At 59.6% G+C, this 16,611-nt stretch carries 13 protein-coding genes and 1 riboswitch; of the genes, 5 read left to right on the top strand and 8 right to left on the bottom strand.

Annotation, left to right across the window (positions count from 1 at the left end; all coding sequences use genetic code 11):
• The first annotated feature begins 18 nt into the window (after nucleotides 1–18).
• On the top strand, nucleotides 19–606 hold the full coding sequence (dcd, locus tag HMPREF2879_RS00980) for a dCTP deaminase (RefSeq protein ID WP_049334044.1): 588 nt from the start codon (nucleotides 19–21) through the stop codon (nucleotides 604–606).
• Nucleotides 607–743: 137 nt separating this feature from the next.
• The gene (locus HMPREF2879_RS00975) at nucleotides 744–2,084 is read left to right on the top strand and encodes a P-loop NTPase family protein (protein ID WP_070634607.1); all 1,341 of its coding nucleotides are present in this window, start codon (nucleotides 744–746) and stop codon (nucleotides 2,082–2,084) included.
• A gap of 122 nt (nucleotides 2,085–2,206) precedes the next feature.
• On the opposite strand, the gene HMPREF2879_RS00970 is transcribed toward HMPREF2879_RS00975, so the two are convergent.
• A complete protein-coding gene (locus HMPREF2879_RS00970; RefSeq protein WP_070634606.1) occupies nucleotides 2,207–3,613 on the bottom strand; it encodes an MFS transporter in 1,407 nt (468 codons plus the stop codon).
• 141 nt (nucleotides 3,614–3,754) lie between these two features.
• A complete protein-coding gene (locus HMPREF2879_RS00965) occupies nucleotides 3,755–3,988 on the bottom strand; it encodes a DUF4235 domain-containing protein (protein WP_049334047.1) in 234 nt (77 codons plus the stop codon).
• 266 nt (nucleotides 3,989–4,254) lie between these two features.
• Nucleotides 4,255–4,355: riboswitch (TPP riboswitch) on the top strand.
• Between the two features lie 58 nt (nucleotides 4,356–4,413).
• Here HMPREF2879_RS00965 and HMPREF2879_RS00960 point away from each other — a divergent pair.
• The 3 genes from HMPREF2879_RS00960 (at nucleotide 4,414) to HMPREF2879_RS00950 (ending at nucleotide 7,560) form a co-directional block, all read left to right on the top strand.
• Nucleotides 4,414–5,028: an ECF transporter S component gene (locus HMPREF2879_RS00960; protein ID WP_049342892.1), complete on the top strand. Its 615-nt coding sequence runs from the start codon at nucleotides 4,414–4,416 to the stop codon at nucleotides 5,026–5,028.
• A gap of 88 nt (nucleotides 5,029–5,116) precedes the next feature.
• Complete coding sequence (locus HMPREF2879_RS00955; RefSeq protein ID WP_070634605.1) at nucleotides 5,117–6,766, top strand: ABC transporter ATP-binding protein; 1,650 nt, start codon at nucleotides 5,117–5,119, stop codon at nucleotides 6,764–6,766.
• Nucleotides 6,763–7,560 (top strand): energy-coupling factor transporter transmembrane component T family protein, encoded by a 798-nt coding sequence (locus tag HMPREF2879_RS00950; protein WP_070634604.1) that lies wholly within the window; start codon nucleotides 6,763–6,765, stop codon nucleotides 7,558–7,560. The genes HMPREF2879_RS00955 and HMPREF2879_RS00950 overlap by 4 nt, the downstream gene beginning before the upstream one ends.
• 545 nt (nucleotides 7,561–8,105) lie before the next feature.
• Here the strand turns inward: HMPREF2879_RS00950 and HMPREF2879_RS00945 are convergent.
• The 6 genes from HMPREF2879_RS00945 to HMPREF2879_RS09145 form a co-directional block, all read right to left on the bottom strand.
• On the bottom strand, nucleotides 8,106–9,008 hold the full coding sequence (locus HMPREF2879_RS00945; RefSeq protein WP_049333107.1) for an aminotransferase class IV: 903 nt from the start codon (nucleotides 9,006–9,008) through the stop codon (nucleotides 8,106–8,108).
• Between the two features lie 396 nt (nucleotides 9,009–9,404).
• The gene (locus HMPREF2879_RS00940) at nucleotides 9,405–10,670 is read right to left on the bottom strand and encodes a multidrug effflux MFS transporter (RefSeq protein WP_070634603.1); all 1,266 of its coding nucleotides are present in this window, start codon (nucleotides 10,668–10,670) and stop codon (nucleotides 9,405–9,407) included.
• 880 nt (nucleotides 10,671–11,550) lie between these two features.
• The gene (locus HMPREF2879_RS00935) at nucleotides 11,551–12,219 is read right to left on the bottom strand and encodes a nucleoside/nucleotide kinase family protein (RefSeq protein ID WP_070634602.1); all 669 of its coding nucleotides are present in this window, start codon (nucleotides 12,217–12,219) and stop codon (nucleotides 11,551–11,553) included.
• A complete protein-coding gene (locus tag HMPREF2879_RS00930; protein ID WP_246822881.1) occupies nucleotides 12,216–12,695 on the bottom strand; it encodes a low molecular weight protein-tyrosine-phosphatase in 480 nt (159 codons plus the stop codon). The genes HMPREF2879_RS00935 and HMPREF2879_RS00930 overlap by 4 nt, the downstream gene beginning before the upstream one ends.
• A 182-nt stretch (nucleotides 12,696–12,877) precedes the next feature.
• On the bottom strand, nucleotides 12,878–14,485 hold the full coding sequence (locus tag HMPREF2879_RS00925) for a pentapeptide repeat-containing protein (protein WP_049327870.1): 1,608 nt from the start codon (nucleotides 14,483–14,485) through the stop codon (nucleotides 12,878–12,880).
• Nucleotides 14,486–14,620: 135 nt separating this feature from the next.
• Nucleotides 14,621–16,471 (bottom strand): pentapeptide repeat-containing protein, encoded by a 1,851-nt coding sequence (locus HMPREF2879_RS09145; RefSeq protein WP_246822880.1) that lies wholly within the window; start codon nucleotides 16,469–16,471, stop codon nucleotides 14,621–14,623.
• Nucleotides 16,472–16,611: the final 140 nt, after the last annotated feature.

Raw genomic sequence — 16,611 nt, 5'->3', positions numbered from 1 at the left:
GCCAGGTATCCTTTAAACGTGCTTATTTCAGATCGCGATATTCGTCAAGAGATTGCTGATGGACGCATCGTTCTTGATCCGTACGATGAGTCGATGATTCAGCCTGCAAGTGTGGACGTGAGGATTGATCGTTTCTTCCGTCTGTTCGATAACCACAAGTACCCGCATATCGACCCCGCGCAGCCGCAGGAGGATTTGACGCGCCTGGTGGAGGTGGCTCCCGACGAGCCGTTCATCCTGCATCCGGGTGAGTTCGTGCTGGGCTCGACGTATGAGAAGGTGACCCTGCCCGATGACGTGGCCGCCCGCCTGGAGGGCAAGTCCTCGCTGGGTCGTCTGGGCCTGCTGACCCATTCGACGGCCGGTTTTATCGACCCCGGTTTTTCGGGCCACGTGACGCTGGAACTGTCGAATATGGCGACTTTGCCGATTATGCTGTGGCCGGGTTCGAAGGTGGGTCAGCTGTGCTTCTTCCGTCTGAGCAGCCCGACCGAGCACCCGTACGGTTCTGGTGCGTATGGTAACCGTTACCAGGGTCAGCGTGGTCCGACGGCATCGCGTAGTTATTTGAATTTTCATCAGACGATGATTCCGACGGAGTCGTAGTCTATTCCCGTTCGGGGTTGGGGCGCGGGTGGCCTGCTTGGCTGGGTCGCCCGCGCCTCCTCATATGGGCGTACGCCCGGCGTCTCGTGCGTTCACTCGCGTGCGGGGCTATTCTCTCACTCATTTGAAGGATTGTTATGAATCTGCTTCCTGTTGTTCTGCGCCTGGCGGGCGCGGAGGTTTCCGTCTACCTGATTGACCAGTCTGAGGCTTTTATCGAGGGTTTTAAGCGTGCCTGGGAGCCGCTGAACCCCGAATTTTTTGAGACCCCGGACGAGGCGTATGAGGCGGTTTCGAACCACGACCAGGTGCTGCTGGTGCACCCCGTATCTGACACCCCGATTCTGGACATAGCCCAGCCCCTGATGGGCCCGTTCATGAAGGTTGGCACGCTGCGCGTGGATAGCGTGGAGCAGGGCCTGCAGGACCTGACGAGCCGCATCACCGTTGCGATGATTGAGCAGCTGGTGGGTAGCGGCGTGATGCTTCATTCGGCGGTTATCGGTGACCCCGAGTCGAAGCGCGCCCTGGCCCTGGTGGGTGTTTCGGGTAGCGGCAAGACCACGGCCTCGCGTTTCTTGGGCTCGAAGCTGGCGTACCTGACGGACGAGACCGCCGTCATCTCGGATGAGGGTTTCGTGACCCCCTACCCGAAGCCGTTGTCGGTGATTGTCGACCCGAATGCACCGAAGGAACAGCAGAACCCGGTTGAGGCCGGTCTGAACGTGGTCGACCCCGAGGACCGCGGCTACAAGCTGACCCGTATCGTGCTGATTTCGCGTGACGAGCAGGCCAAGGAGCCGCGCCTGGAACGCGTGCCGCTGCACGAGGCGCTGGTGTTCCTGAGCGAGCAGAGCTCGGGCCTGGCGAAGCACCCCGAGGGCGTCGTGTCGCTGGCCAAGCTGGTAGAGCGTTGCGGCGGCGTGTGGCGCCTGGTGTACTCGGAGGTTGAGGACACCCTGCCGCTGGTTCAGGATCTGCTGAATGGTGGTGAGCTGCCGGGCGCTGATGAGGTTGAGAGCCTGGAGAAGTACACGGTTGAGGATCACCTGCCGGGTGTGTTCTTGAACGGTACGATTGCGGTGTCTCGTATGCCGGGCACTTCGGGTGTGCGTGTGGGCGAGGACGGCCCGTTCCTGCTGCTGCAGGACACCGCGTTGAACGAGCTGTCTGAATTTGCGGCTGAGTGCTGGCTGCAGGCTGAGGGCGACATTTCGTACGATGACCTGTTTGCGCGTCTGGCTGAGATCTTTGAGGGTCTGCCTGCGGAGGCGTACGACGAGAATTTGAGCGCTCTGGCGGCTGGTTCGATGCTGTGGGTCCGCGTGATTGACGATCCGCTGATTGACGACGCGACCTGGGCTCAGATAACCGGTAGCGAAGAGGTCCTGGACGAGGCGGAGGAAAACCGCGAGGTGACCTCGGAAGGCTCCACCGAAACGGCTGACGAGGCAGACGACGACGTGGTGACCGAGTAGCTCGATGAGCGTACCCTAGCGCCGATGGCGCATAGCGAAGGGGCGGGCAGATAAACTCTGCCCGCCCCTTCGCTATACCCGCTGAGGGACCGCGGGGATCCCCGGGTAGGTCCCGCCCGCGGCTAAGACTTCACCTTCTCGCGGCGGTTGGCCCGCACCCGCGGGGGCCCGGGAGCCTCTACCGGAAGCAGCATCAGCAGACCCGCAACCACAACCACGAGGATGCCGACAACACCCCAAATCTGGGCGCCCAGAATACTCACGAACAGGCCGAAAAGCATCGGCGCCAGGAAGCTCGTGGCGCGGCCGGTCGTCGAGTACAGTCCGAACAGCTCACCCTCGGTGCCGGGCTCGGCCAGGCGAGCCAGGAACGTGCGGGAGGCCGACTGCGCCGGACCCACAAACAGGCACAGCAGCAGGGCGCATACCCAGAACACGCCCGGTTCGGGGAAGAACATCAGCGGGGTAGCCGCCAAGATAATGCCGACCAGCGAGATAACAATAATTGCCTTCGGGCCCAGGTAGTCATCCAGGTAGCCGCCCAGGATCGCGCCAGCCGCCGCGACAGCGCTACCGGCAATACCGAACAGAATCACCTCGGAAGTGCTGAAACCGAACGTGCCCGCCGCAAGAATACCGCCGAACGTAAAAATACCGGACAGACCATCACGGAACACCGCCGAAGCAATCAGGAACCACAGGGTCTGCGGGGACGTCATCTTCAGCCGCTTAATGGTGCGCCACAGCGCCTTGTAGGAGGCGAGCAGGCTACCCTGGCGGGCGGGGGAGAGACGCTCCATGCCCAGCTCCAGGAAACGCAGCTCGCGGGTGGGCAACACCTCCGGCAGGAAGCGCTCGCGGGTGCGCATCCGAATCAGCAGCGGCACGCAGAAGATGAGGCACCAGGCCGCGGCGAACAGGGTCACCGCGCGGATGTTGAGGGCCCCCTCCTCGCTCAAGCCCAGGGACGAGGGGGACAGCACGAAGCCCCACAGCACCACGGCCAGGGCGAGGATGCCGCCAATGTAACCGGCGGCCCAGCCGGTGCCCGAAATCTTACCGATATTATTCGGGTTCGAAACGCGCGGCAGCACCGCGTTGTAGTTCACGTACGCGAACTCGCTGAACACGCTCGCGGCAGACACCAGGAACACACCCAACCACAGGTAGCCCGGGTCGGGGGCGACGAAGAAGCACGCCGCCATAAACGCCACGAGCAGGACCGTGTTCACACCCAGCCAGAAGATGCCGCGGCCGGACTTGTCGTTACGCTGGCCCGTGACCGGGGCGAGAAACGCGATGAGGAAACCCGCAACCGTCAGACCCAGCGACAGTGCCGAAGAGGTCTGCTCGGGCGTGCCGAAGTAACCGCTGGTCAGGTAGACCGTGAAGATGAAGGTCATCATAATCGAGTCGAAACTCGACGAACCGACATCCCACAGGACCCACGCGGTCACCGAACGGCGACTCGTAGCGTGGTCCACGGCGGGACGGGCAGGCTTCTGCTGGCGGGAGGAACGAATCATCATGAGGGGGCTTTCAAATGGCCGAGCGGTGTCGCATCGGCCGGTACTGCGGGAAGCTGGTACGCGTTAGAAAAGCGCGGGCGGTACGCACCGCGAGGGTACGCACCGCCCCGCATCACTGAACGAAGCATTCAGGGATGGTCTTTACTTGAAGAAACGGCGCTGCGCGCGGGCGATACCGAAGCTGACAACGGCGCCCACGACGGAGGTCAGGACGGTCCAGAGGATGACCTGACGCAGAGTATCTTCAGAGTCGTGGGAAATGGCGGGAGGCTGGTTACCGGTAGCCTTGGTCCAGGCTGCGCCCAGGCCCTTACCAACCAGGGCAGCAGCGCCCATGTTCAGGCCCGCGAGAGCAAGCTTTGCGACGGGATTCATATGTATCTCCTTTGGTGTTAATGATGCGGCGCCTCACCCCCGAACCCCCTCGGGGTTGGGTGAGAAAAGAGCGCCACTCCCTAGCGTATAGGGTTTAAGGCGTTCGTGCCGCCTTGGAGCCTCTCCGTCCCAAAATTGTACACCGTGCAATTCTGTAATGTGGGCAGAAGAACGAAACAAAAAGCGGCAAATTGGCACGAACATCCAGACAAGTCTACAATCGAACCTGGGTTCCCACCCGCACCACAACGGTACGGACAAGGAACCCCAAACGACAGGGGAGCGCCACCGCGGCGCTGAGAGTGCACAGCAGACCCTCGAACCTGATCCGGTTAGTACCGGTGTAGGGAGTCGAATCTTCTCGGTGCCCTCGCCCATGCAGAGGGCGAGGACATTCCCCTTCCAACGACGGAAGGAAAAACCGCATGTCACACACCACCGCGCCCAAGCGTCCGGCCCCCCGCAGCAGCCTGAGCTGGCGAGTCAACGAAATCGTTATCGCCGCAGTCATCGCCGTGGCCTGCGCTATCATCTTCTGGATCTGGGATATCGCCGTGAGCCCCGCCGCCAAGACCGCGCTCGTCGCGGCCCCCGAACTGCGCCCGCTCATCGCCGGGGCCTGGCTGCTCGGTGGTACCCTCGGCGGCCTGCTCATCCGCAAGCCCGGCGCTGCCCTCTTCTGCGAGCTCGTTGCGGCGCTCATCTCGGTGCTGTTCACCGGCGGTGCGTGGAGCGGCGAGATTCTGATCTCCGGTATTATCCAGGGCATCGGCGCTGAAATCGTCTTCGCCGCCTTCGGCTACCGTCGCTGGAACGCCGCCATCGCCGTTCTGGCCGGTGCTCTCAGCGGCCTGTTCATGGGTGGCAGCGAAATCCTGATTTACTACCCCGACATGGAGCCCGTCAAGGCCGTCACCTACGTGGTCTGCTCGGTCGTCTCCGGCGCAGTCATCGCGGGCTTCCTGGCCTGGATTCTCGTGCAGAACCTCGCCAAGACCGGCGTGCTCTCCTCGCTGGCTTCCGGCAACACCCGCCGCTAATCGTCAGCCACTAGCCACCAGCTAATCACTCACCACGAGTCACCACTCGGCACACTACAGCAGCCGCACACTAGGCTAAGAAAGCATTATGGAAGCAACACCGCGCGGGGCGCGCATCGAGCTCAACAACTTCAGCTGGCACCACCCCGGCCGCCCAGAACCGGTCATCAACGGACTCAACCTCACCATCAACCCCGGTGAAAAAGTCCTGCTACTGGGCACCTCCGGCGCCGGCAAATCGACGCTCCTGCACGCCATCGCCGGTGTGCTCCACGATGACGACGGCCTCTCCGCAGGCGGGACCATCACCCTCAACGGCCAAGACCCCGTAGAAGCGCGCGGCACCGCGGGCATGATGCAGCAGGACCCCGAATCCTCCATCGTCATGGCCACCATCGGGAACGACACCGCCTTCGGCCCCGAAAACCTGCGCGTACCCCGCGAGGAAATCTGGGGACGCGTCACCGAGGCGCTCACCGCGGTCGGGCTCAGCCACCTGCCCCTCGACCACCCCAGCAGCGCCCTGTCCGGCGGACAGAAGCAGCGCCTCGGCCTGGCAGGCATCCTCTCGATGCACCCCGGCGCCATGATTCTCGACGAACCCACCGCCAACCTCGACCCCGCCGGCGTGCGGGAGGTGCGCGACAGCATCCTCGCTGCCGCGGAGGCGACCGGTGCGACCCTGCTCGTCGTGGAACACCGCGTGAGCATCTGGGCGCCGTACATGGACCGCATTATCGTGCTCGGCGCGGGCGGAACCATCACCCACGACGGCGCGCCCGGAACCGTGCTCGCCGAAGCCCGTCAGGACCTTATCGACGCCGGTGTGTGGGTGCCCGACTACGTGCCGCGTGCACCGCAGAACGCTATCGGCGAGACGGCGGGCGGCGATACTGCAACCGGTGAGGTGCTTCTCCGCGCCGAAAACCTCAGCATTACCCGCGCGCAACCCCCCCCCAAGCAGCGACGCGCCCGCCGACGCACCATCAAACGCCTCGGCGACACCCCCGCACCCGTACCCGTCGACCTGCCCGTGCTGCGCGCCGGCATCAACCTCACCCTGCGCGCCGGCGAACACCTCAGCGTGCTCGGCCCCAACGGCGCCGGCAAATCAACCCTCGCGCTCACCCTCGCCGGGCTACTCCCCGCGCCCGACGGCACCCTCGCCGCCACCGACACGCTCCGCGACCACGGCGCCGGTCAGAACGGTCAGAACGGCCAGCGCGCCCACTGGGACGTGCCCACCTGGACCCCCGCCCAAATGCTCAGCCGCATCGGCTACGTCTTCCAAGAACCCGAATACCAGTTCATCCGCGGAACCGTACGCGAAGAGCTCGAGCTGGGCCCCCGCCGACTCGCCGCGCTCAACCGCGTTCCCCTCGACGAAGACGAGCTCGCCGCTCGCACCGACGACCTGGCGGCCCGCCTGCGCCTCAACCACCTGCTCGACGCCAACCCCTTTACCCTCTCCGGCGGCGAAAAACGACGACTCTCGGTCGCCTCCGCGCTCGCCACCGCACCGAGAATACTCATTCTCGATGAGCCCACCTTCGGGCAGGACGCCCGCACCTGGGCCGAACTCGTCGACCTCATCCGCGAACTCCTCGCCGACGGTACCGCCGTCATCTCCATCACCCACGACGAAGACTACACTGCGGCGCTCGGCGGCAAATCCATCACCCTCGAAGCGCTCGAAGCCTCCGGACCCCAGGCAGCCTCCGGAAAGGAGAACGCATGAACACCGACTTCTTCGGCACCATCGACCGAACCAGCTACTTCAGCAGCCTCAACGCCGGCGTCAAGCTCATCGTCTCCTTCGCCCTCATCATCGCCGCGCTCATCGTGCGCGACCCGCTGACCTCCGGAATCCTCTTCGCCCTCGAACTACTCGGGTTCATCCTCGTCGGGTTCCGGCCCGTCAACGTCCTCACCCGATTCTGGCCCATCCTCATCGCCGTAATCACCACCGGCTGGTCCGTCGCCATGCTCAGCGCCAAAACCGGCGACGTGATCCTCAACCTCGGCTTCAACACCATCACCACCGACTCCGCAGCCGTCGGCGCAGCCATGATGATCCGTTCCCTCGCCATGGTCCTGCCCACCCTCGCGTTCGTGCTCACCACCGACCCGACCGACCTCGGCGACTCCCTCGCACAGACCTTCAAACTGCCGGCACGATTCGTGCTCGCCACCATCGCCGCGCTACGCCTGGTCGGCATCCTCTTCGCCGAGTGGAACGCCCTCGGCCAGGCACGACGCGCCCGCGGACTCGGCGCAGGCCAATCCCTCGCCGGACGAGCCCAAACCTTCGGCGGACAAAGCTTCGCCCTGCTCGTGCAGGCCATCCGCCGTGGCTCCCGCCTGGCCATCACCATGGAGGCGCGCGGCTTCGGCGCGGGCGAACGCACCTGGGCTCGTGTGCCGTCCTATTCGCGCCGTGACGTGCACGTGAGTATTGCCGCCGCCGTCATCATTGCGGTTGCTTACGGTGCATCTATTGCGGCGGGTACGATTCAGTTCCTCTGGGGCTAGACCGTTCCGCTTCTGGTTCCGCTTTCGTGGCTCCGCTCGGGAGACGGTATTCGCCCTCGTTCCTACAGGGAACCCGTCCTCGCTTCGCTTCGGACACCCTGATGTCACTACGGGCGATACCGTCCTCCCGCGCTGGGATACGTCGCGGGTGCCGCATATTTCCTCCGCGCCTAGCTCTGTTTGGGATATGGGTACGGAGGCGCTTGTACTCTTCCTTCGCTCCTACAGGGAACCCGTCCTCGCTTCGCTTCGGACACCCTGATGTCACTACGGGCGATACCGTCCTCCCGCGCTGGGATACGTCGCGGGTGCCGCATATTTCCTCCGCGCCTACGCAGGGGCACCCGTCACCCGGACGCTCCGCCCCTCCTTGCTTCGCTACGGAGAGCGTCCGGGCTGACACCCTGAGGGCGCTTGGCGGAAAATGCGGCTACACCCGCTACTACCGAACAGGAAGGTACGGCGCCTCCTGCCCTTGACCATAGACAGCACAAAGGGACGGCACCATCCTCGCTACGGATGACGCCGTCCCTTTGTGTACGCGGTTAGCTCTGCTGCGCTAGGTAGCTCAACAGCGTGGCGGTCAGCTCCGGGTCATGCGCCAGCGCCGTGCCGTTCAGGTGGGTCACCGGCGCAATCAGACGCACCGACGACGCCAACCACACGCCGTCCGACTCAAACAAATCCTGCGGGTAGAGCGGGCCGAAGCCCAGCTCCCAACCGGCCTGGCGTGCCGCCTCGAACACCGCGCCCTGCGTGGTGCCGGGAAGGATGCCGTGGCTCGGCTCGGGCGTGTACAGCACCTTCTTGCCGTCCTCAATCTTGGCGACCAGCACCGAGGAGGTGGCGCCCTCGAGCACGCGACGCTCGTCGGTGATGAAGATTGCGTCATCCGCGCCGCGCTCCTGCACGTACCGCAGAACCGCCATGTTCACGGCATAGGAGAGGGTCTTCGCGCCCGCCAGAAGCCACGGGTAGGCGCTGTTGTCCATCGGCTCGTGACCGCGCGGCAGCAGCATCGCCTTCACGCCCTCGGTGCGGCGCTTCACGATGGATGCGGGCACCGGCGAGGCAATCAGCAGCGTGTACGGGCCCGGCTGCATGGAAGTGACCGCCTGGGTGGGGCCGCGCGAAATAATAATCTTCACGATGTGCTCTTCACCCAGCGCCGTTTCGGCACCGGCGGTCGCCTCGCGCATGAGGCGTTCCACCGCCGAACGCAGGATCTCGGGTTCCGGGTCGGGCAAATCCAGCATGCGCGCCGACGACTCGAGGCGGGATAGGTGCATGCCGAGCTTACGCACGCGACGGTTGACGGACAGCATGGTCTCAAAGACGCCGTCGCCGCGGGTGAAGCCCTGATCATCAACGCTGATGAGGGGCACGGACGGGTCAACGAAGATGCCCTGCGGGTTCTGCTCGTTCAGAAGAATTACGGTACTAGACATAGTCTTATTGTACGTTCGCGTCGCTAACCGGCGAGGGAAGACGGTATCGCCCGTAGTGACATCAGGGTGCCCGAAGCGAAGCGAGGGCGGGTGCCCCTGTAGGAACGAGGGCGGGTGCCCCTGTAGGAACGAGGGCGAATACTGTCTCCCAAGCAGAGCTAAACGCATACAAAAGGGACTGCCGCATATTTCCTCCGCGCCTACGCAGGGGCACCCGTCACCCGGACGCTCCGCCCCTCCTCGCTTCGCTACGGAGAGCGTCCGGGCTGACACCCTGAGGGCGCTTGGCGGAAAACGCGGCAGCCCCTACGCTCATGTACAAACACAGCAAAGCCCCGGACGCGCAACCCTTAGCAGGTCGCCCATCCGGGGCTTTAGCTACACAAAAACAACAGGCTAGTGGCCCGCCGGCGCGCCCTGACCTTCACCAGCGCCGTGGCTCAAACCGTCAGCCGAGTAGTCCGAATCCTTACGCGGCGTAGTCCACAGCACCAGCGCCGTCAGGACCGCGAAACCAAAAATGGAGAAGCCCATCGGCAGGTACTCATGCTCACCCGCAAACGACACCAACGGCGCCGCCAACGCACCCAGCATCGCCTGAACCGTACCCATCACCGCCGAAGCACTACCCGCCATGTGGCGCGCCTCGTTCAACGCCAACGCCGAAGCATTACCAAAAATCAGGCCGCACGAGCTGGTTAGCAGGAACAGCAGAACCAGCGTCGGCACCAGCGAAATACCGACAAGGAAGCTAACCAACAGCAGCGAAGACACCACCAGCATGCTAATCACGCCGACATTCACAATGCGGCGCTGCGCCACACGACCAACCAGCTTCGTCGCAATCGCGCTGAACAGCACAATGCCAATCGAGTTCACACCGAACACGATCGTGAACTGGGTTTCGGATAGACCCAGAATCTTCTGCAACACAAACGTCGAACCGGAAATATACGAGAACAGCGCACCAAACGCGAAGCACATCGTCAGCATGAAACCCATGTAGCGGCGAATCTTGAAGACCTTCGGCAGCTCCGAGTACACGCTCAGGGCGGTGCCCTGGTAGCGTTCCTCCACCGGCAGGGTCTCCTTAATCACGAAGATCACGCCGAGCATCATCATCGCGGTCACCACGCCGAGCACATGGAAAATATCGCGCCAGCTACCCCACGACAGCACCCAGCCACCAAACAGCGGCGCAAGCACCGGCGCGAAGCCGTTAATCATCATCATGACGCCCATGAGCTTAGCGGTCGCCAGACCCTCAGTCGTATCAGCCACGATAGAACGCGCCAACACCGCACCAATCGAACCGGTGAAGCCCATCATGAAACGCGCAAAAATCAGCAGCTCAATATTCGGCGCGAAACCACACGCCACCGTCGCAATAAAACAAACCACCGCACCAATCAGCAGCGGCTTGCGGCGACCCGTCTTATCCGACAGGGGACCCACGACCAGCTGACCGAGCGCCATACCCACCATGAACCCGCTCAACGTCAGCGATGCGTTCGTGCTGGTGGTGTTCAGATTCTCAGCGACTGCAGGCAGCGCCGCCAGGTACATGTCCGTAGCAAGCGGCGCGATAGCGGTCAGCAGCGCCAAAACAACAATGAAAAGGGGCGAGAGCCCGAATGAGGTCTTAGCCGACTTCGAAGACATGTGTCTTAGTTTTTCTTTCTGTGTGATGCGCGTGCAACGGCGCCTGCGGCTCTACAAGACGTGGATGCGGCGGTACCGGATCCGGGGATGAGCTTGCGCAGGCTGGAAGCACAACTTTTTCACGGTAGCAGAATTGGGCGTGGCTTCGTAAGTTAAATGTTTGATATTTTTTGAGCTGGGAGAGACAGGATTGCAGAGGGTACGCAGAAGGGACGGTGTTATCCACGCTCCTACAGGGGTTAGGGGAGGGTACGCCACATATTTCCTCCGCGCCTACGCAGGGGCACCCGTCGCACAGACGCTCCGCCTCTCCTTGCTTCGCTGCGGAGAGCGTCTGTACGACACCCTGAGGGCGCTTCCGGAAAACGTGGCTATACCCTTACGCATACTGGAGCAAAAGGGCGGTGTTATCCACGCTCCGTTGGAGAGATAACACCGCCCCTTTCGCGGTTTGTTTTAGCCTGCCGCTCAGCCCCGGCGCTGAAGAAATATTTGAGAAATATTCTTGAGAAGCATTGCTAGGCCCAACCGCATAACTTACGTTGGTCATACCACGCGATACGACCGGAGGGGCAACCTCAGATGCGCAATCACTATTACAAATATTTGCTATGCATCCTGCTGCTTATAGTTTGTGTCTTGCTCGTAATCCTTGCTGTGCTTTCTAACAACAACCCGGGTAACGAAAAAGACGGTACAGCCTCCACGCACGCGCCGAGCAATACCTCAACCTACTGGGATAAAGACCGCATGGAATCCGCTAGCCCGGCTCCCATGCCCGAATAAAACAGCGCCTGAATAAAACTGCCTCTGAATAGCCGTAGGGCCCAATGCTTCGAGATGCACGAAGCATTGGGCCCTACTGCCTTGTAGGCGGCTGTTACTGCGCCGCGCTGTCGTAGATGAAGTCTACGGTCGCGTAGTCCTCCGGGATTTCGGCGAGCAGCGCCTCCTCCTGCTCCGCCCAGCGTTCCCAGTGCGGGCGGAACGTGTCACCGTCACGAGTCATGGCGCGTTCGCGGCGCACCTCGTCCGGGGCGGTGGCGAGAATACGCACCTCGCAAGCGCCCGCAATCGCGCCGACACCCTCACAGATAATGACCTGCGTAGCCGCCGGGTCGACGGTGCGCACCTCACCGGGGGCGCCCGCCTCCCAATCCCACGGGGTGTAGGTCCCGGCAATACCTTCGGTCAGCTGCACGGATAGCGCGTCCCACGCCTCCACGCCGTCGAAGAGGCCGTCCCAGCCGGGGTAGAAGTCGTCCAGGTGCAGCACGTGCACGCTGTGGCCGGCGGCGGTGAGCTCCTGCTCAAGCTGCGCGGCGAGGCTGGTTTTGCCGGTGCCGCTGCGACCGTCAATGCCGATGATCAGCGGAATCTGCGCGAAGTCGGCGAGGAACTGGGCACGGAATTCGGTGAATTCGGCGGTGTCCATGTCGAAGTCGTTGCCGATGCCGTGCTCCAGGCGCAGCATGTCTTTGCAGAGTTCCAGGATTTCGGTGGTGCCGGTGACGCGGCGGTTCTGGTTCAGGGGAATACGCTGGCTCACTGCGCGTCGCCTTCCTGCTTGAGGTGGTTGATGAGGCCGCGTGCGGCGGCGTCAATGAGGTCGGTGGTGTACACGAAGTCGCGTTCGCTACCGTACCAGGGGTCGTAGATGCCGAGCTGGTCCAGGTGGGTGGTGGTGACCTTCGGGTCGAAGCTACGCATCATGCGGATCTTGGCTTTGTCGTCGTCGTTGCGGGCGAGGGCTTTGAGGCGCAGGTAGTGGGGTGCGTCCATGGCGAGGATGAGGTCGTTGCGGTCGAAGTCCTCGACGGTGAAGACGCTGGCGCGGTGCGCGGACGGGTCGATACCGCGGGTGGTGAGCTGCGCGGCGGCGCGCGGGTCGATGCGGTTGCCTTCTTCTTCGTTGCTGATGCCGCTGGAGGTGACGGTGACGGGCACGCCGGCTTCTTGGGCGTGCTGGCGGATGAGGTATTCGCCGACGGGGGAGCGGCAGATGTTGCCGGTGCAGACAGTCATGATTCGGTACATGGTTCTAGTGTATCGGTGGGGTGGCGGGTGGGCGGACGCAGTGGGGGCTCGGGGTGGTGCTTTGTGCGGCGCGGTGACGGGCGGATGCGCTCGCCGCCGGGGCTGTCGCTACCAGAACCGGGCGCGAAAAGGCCCCGCCGACGAAGGGCCGGCGGGGCATTCGGCATATCTTATTCAGAATCTTCAATTGATTCTGAAGCGCCACTCATATTGATGTCTCTCTTGTTCTCTTTATCCGGTGGGCTGAGTTCGAAAAGGTAAGAATCCACTGGAATAGAACGACGAATAATTGTGCCATCAAAGAGAGTGAAGTCTACAACTCCCATGTTAATTAGAGTTTGACTGTCCTTAGATACCCTGAAGTCATGCATGGCAGGGTGCCGGAAAGAAGCTTCTGAAAATATTAGCTTTCCTTCGGTTTTTTCTTCGGTTTCTGGGTTACTTTTTTGTATAGATTTTGCATTTTCAAATTCAGCTTCATTGAAGAAATGTGATTTTTCGAAAGAAATATTGTCTGCGAATGTTGTTCCGTTGAAGTATGTGCTACCACGGAAATTGACACCTGAAAATGTTGAGTCTCCCATAAAATATGAATCATCAAATTTGAACTTTAGGGACTTTTCGTTATTTATAATCTTTAACTTACGTTCATTTTCTTTGTTGCTCAGAATAAATCCAAATTCAGATAGCTCGAAGTAGGCTCCGCTCTCAAAATAGGCTTTTAAAAAGTCTGCTGTATTGCAAAATTTTGTCCTGAAGAAGGATGGGCTTTCATAGAACTTTGTTTCTTGAAACAGTGCTTCATTTTCAAATATCGTGTCCCAAAAAGACGCTCTTTTGAAGCGTGCTTTATAGAATTCTGCTTTTTCATGGAAACGTGAGTCAGAAAATTCTGCTTCCTGACTAAATCTTGTTTCTGAAAAATTTATATTTTCTCCAAAGTATGTTTTGTTGAATTTTGCAATCCCTGAAAACGTAGAAGAAGTAAAACTTGACCCTTCATAAAATACTGAATCCCTGAAGTCAGGTGCGTCAAAGGATAAATTATCTAAGGAATAGAAAATCTGTGATTTATTGAAATCATACTTTAGGTGACTCCAAAATCCGGGAGTTACTTTGAGATTTTCATCGATTTTACTGAGGCGCTTGCTCATCTCTGAGAATATGGTTCGGCGGACTTCCTTCTCCTCACGAAGCTTGAATTGATCTGCTATTAAGTCGCCTTTGTATTTGTTTGTATCTGTCAGTTTCTCCAATAGATCTTGTTTTCCTGCAAGAGGGAAGGGTAAACGAATGTATGAGCATAGGGTGTTGATGATAATCTGTGCTTCTTCTGTTCTGCTATCTTCGCTAGGGACAGTTTTATCATCGGACAACCACTCATCTGCGAGCTTTGCTAGAGTATAGATGCCTCCAAGTCGGACAGTAGATTTATCATCAGCTAGCTGTTCAATTGCTTTGGCGTAGCGGCTACGACGTTCAGCTTTAACTTGTCGGGTGTGGTCAATGTCGTTTTTGTCTTTTTCTTGCAAATTTTTGCGTCGGTTTTCCCAGAGGGTAAGCATCGCTAGGACGCCGCCGGTAGCTGCCAGGATGGCATGGCGGAGCGCCGCTACGCTATCGCCAGCGCTGAATGGTTCTGAGATGAGCAGGGGAAGGCAGAAAGCGCAGAAAGACCCGATAACAGCTATCGAGATAAGAGCTGTGTAAAACCAGTTTCTGCTCCACCAGCTGTGACGCAGGGAAGGCCCACCGGGAGCCTCGTTCGATTTATTCATGTTTCTATCTCCAGCCTTCGCTGATAGGGCTACTCAGTTTTCAGCATAAAGTAAATCTGCTTGCCATGGGTTGTGTCTGGTCAAAACCGAAGACCCCGCCAACATAAGGCTGGCAGAGCCTTCTGGAGATGATTCCTATTCGGGGTTGTCATCTTCGCCGTTGTTGGATTCATCTAATGGTTTTGCTGGCTCGCTGGTTCTGCTGTTCTTATCTCTCGGATTGGGGTTGAAGAGTACCGTTCCAAGGGGGATTATGAATGACTTGCCGAGAAGTGTAGCCGTTCCACATTTGATAGCTTTGCTACCTTCATGGACTGTGAAAATGTAGTCCTGCGGATCTACCTGTGCAGAGAACCTGGCAGTGCCGGAGATGCCTGCAAATGTGGGTGCATACTGTCCGAAATATGAGCCATTGAAGTCTACGTATCCGGTGAACTTTGCGTTCTCGAAGTCTGCGTTTCCGGTGAACTTTGCACCCATGAAGTATGTGTTTCCGGTGAACTTCGTGTTCCCGTAGTCTGCGTTTCCGGTGAATTTCGCCCCCAGGAAATTCGCGTTTCCGGTGAACTTCGCGTTCCCGAATCCTGCGTTTCCGGTGAACTTCGTGTTCCCGTAGTCTGCGTTTCCGGTGAACTTTGCACCCAGGAAATGCGCGTTTCCGGTGAACTTCGCCCCCAGGAAATTCGCGTTTCCGGTGAACTCCGCTTCCCAGAAGTCTGTGTCTCCGGTGAACTCCGCTTCCCAGAAGTCTGCATTTCTGGTGAACTTCGCGTACTGGAAGGCTGCATTTCTGGCGAACTTCGCCTTCCCGAAGTCTGCGTCTCCGACGAACTTCACGTTCCCGAGGTATACGTCTCCGAAGTGTGCGTTGCCGGTGAACTCCGCACCCCTGAAGCTTATATTGCCGGTGAACTCCGCGCCGCCGAAGTATGTGTTACCGGTGAGCTCCGCGCCGCCGAAACTTATGTTGCAGGTGAACTTCGCCTTCCTGAAGCCAGCGTCTTCGAGGAACTCCGCGTACTGGAAGTCAGCGTTTCCGGTGAACTCCGCACCCCAGAAGTCTGCGTCTTTGGTGAACTTCGCGTTCCTGAAGTCTGCGTTTCTGATGAACTTTGCACCCCAGAAATCTGCCTTTCCGTAGAAGCGGGTGGAGGCAAAATTACCTTGTTCAATGGTGAGATTTTTTAAGGGATAGAAAATGGGCGCCCGGCTGAAATCAAACTCAAAATCACTCCACTTTCCTGGGAAAGTGTCGATTACCGTGCCAATCCCATCCCTAGTAAAGGCACTGCTGCGCTTGCTCATCTCAACAAAGACAGTGCGGCGCACATCCTGCTCTTCGCGAAATGCTGCCTGGTCTTTGGAGAAGTCTCCTTCATAGTTATCAGGCTCTGAATCGCTCTCAAACATCTCTGCTTTTAGTGCCAGGGTGAAGGGTGAACGAATATAGGAACAGAGGCTATTGACAATAACTTGCCCTTCCTTGAGCCGGTCGCTTTCATCCTGAAGACTCTCATCAGCAAGCCACTCATCGACCAAACCCACGAGGGTATAGATACTGCCCAGACGGACAGCCGCTTTCTCGTTAGCTAGCTGCTCGACAGCCTTGGTATAGCGGCTACGGCGCTCTGCATGAACCTGGCGGATATGGTCGCGCTCGTTCTTCTCCGCATCCTGCTCATTCTTCTTGATGTCGGCATCAATTTTGAGGCGGTCACCCTGGTTCTTCCAGTTTGTTTGCAGAAGAGTCAGAACCGCAATAATACCGCCAGTGACGTACAGAAGATGCAGACGCAGCTGATCCGAACTGCCAGAGCTCATGCCGCAGCGCAACCACAGCATCCAAGGCAGCAGAATCGCAATCGCGCCGCCGCCCAGACCAAAGCCAATGAGGAGCTTAATAAAGTGCCGGATATACCAAGGATTCTCCTGAGCTTTCGGGGTTACTTGGTTATCTGGAGCGGATGATGCGTTATTGCGGGGCACTAGGTTCTCCTGTCCTCTCTGATAGGAACGTTCACCTTCCAGCATAGGGTAAAGCTACTTGCCATGAGTTGTGCCCGGTCATAATGAAGGCCCCGCCAGCGCTGGATGAACTGCCTCCCGTTTCTTGGACATCGAAAATA

Source organism: Rothia sp. HMSC069C04 (assembly GCF_001812895.1).
Classification (GTDB): domain Bacteria; phylum Actinomycetota; class Actinomycetes; order Actinomycetales; family Micrococcaceae; genus Rothia.
This window is presented reverse-complemented; position numbering and strand designations above follow the sequence as displayed.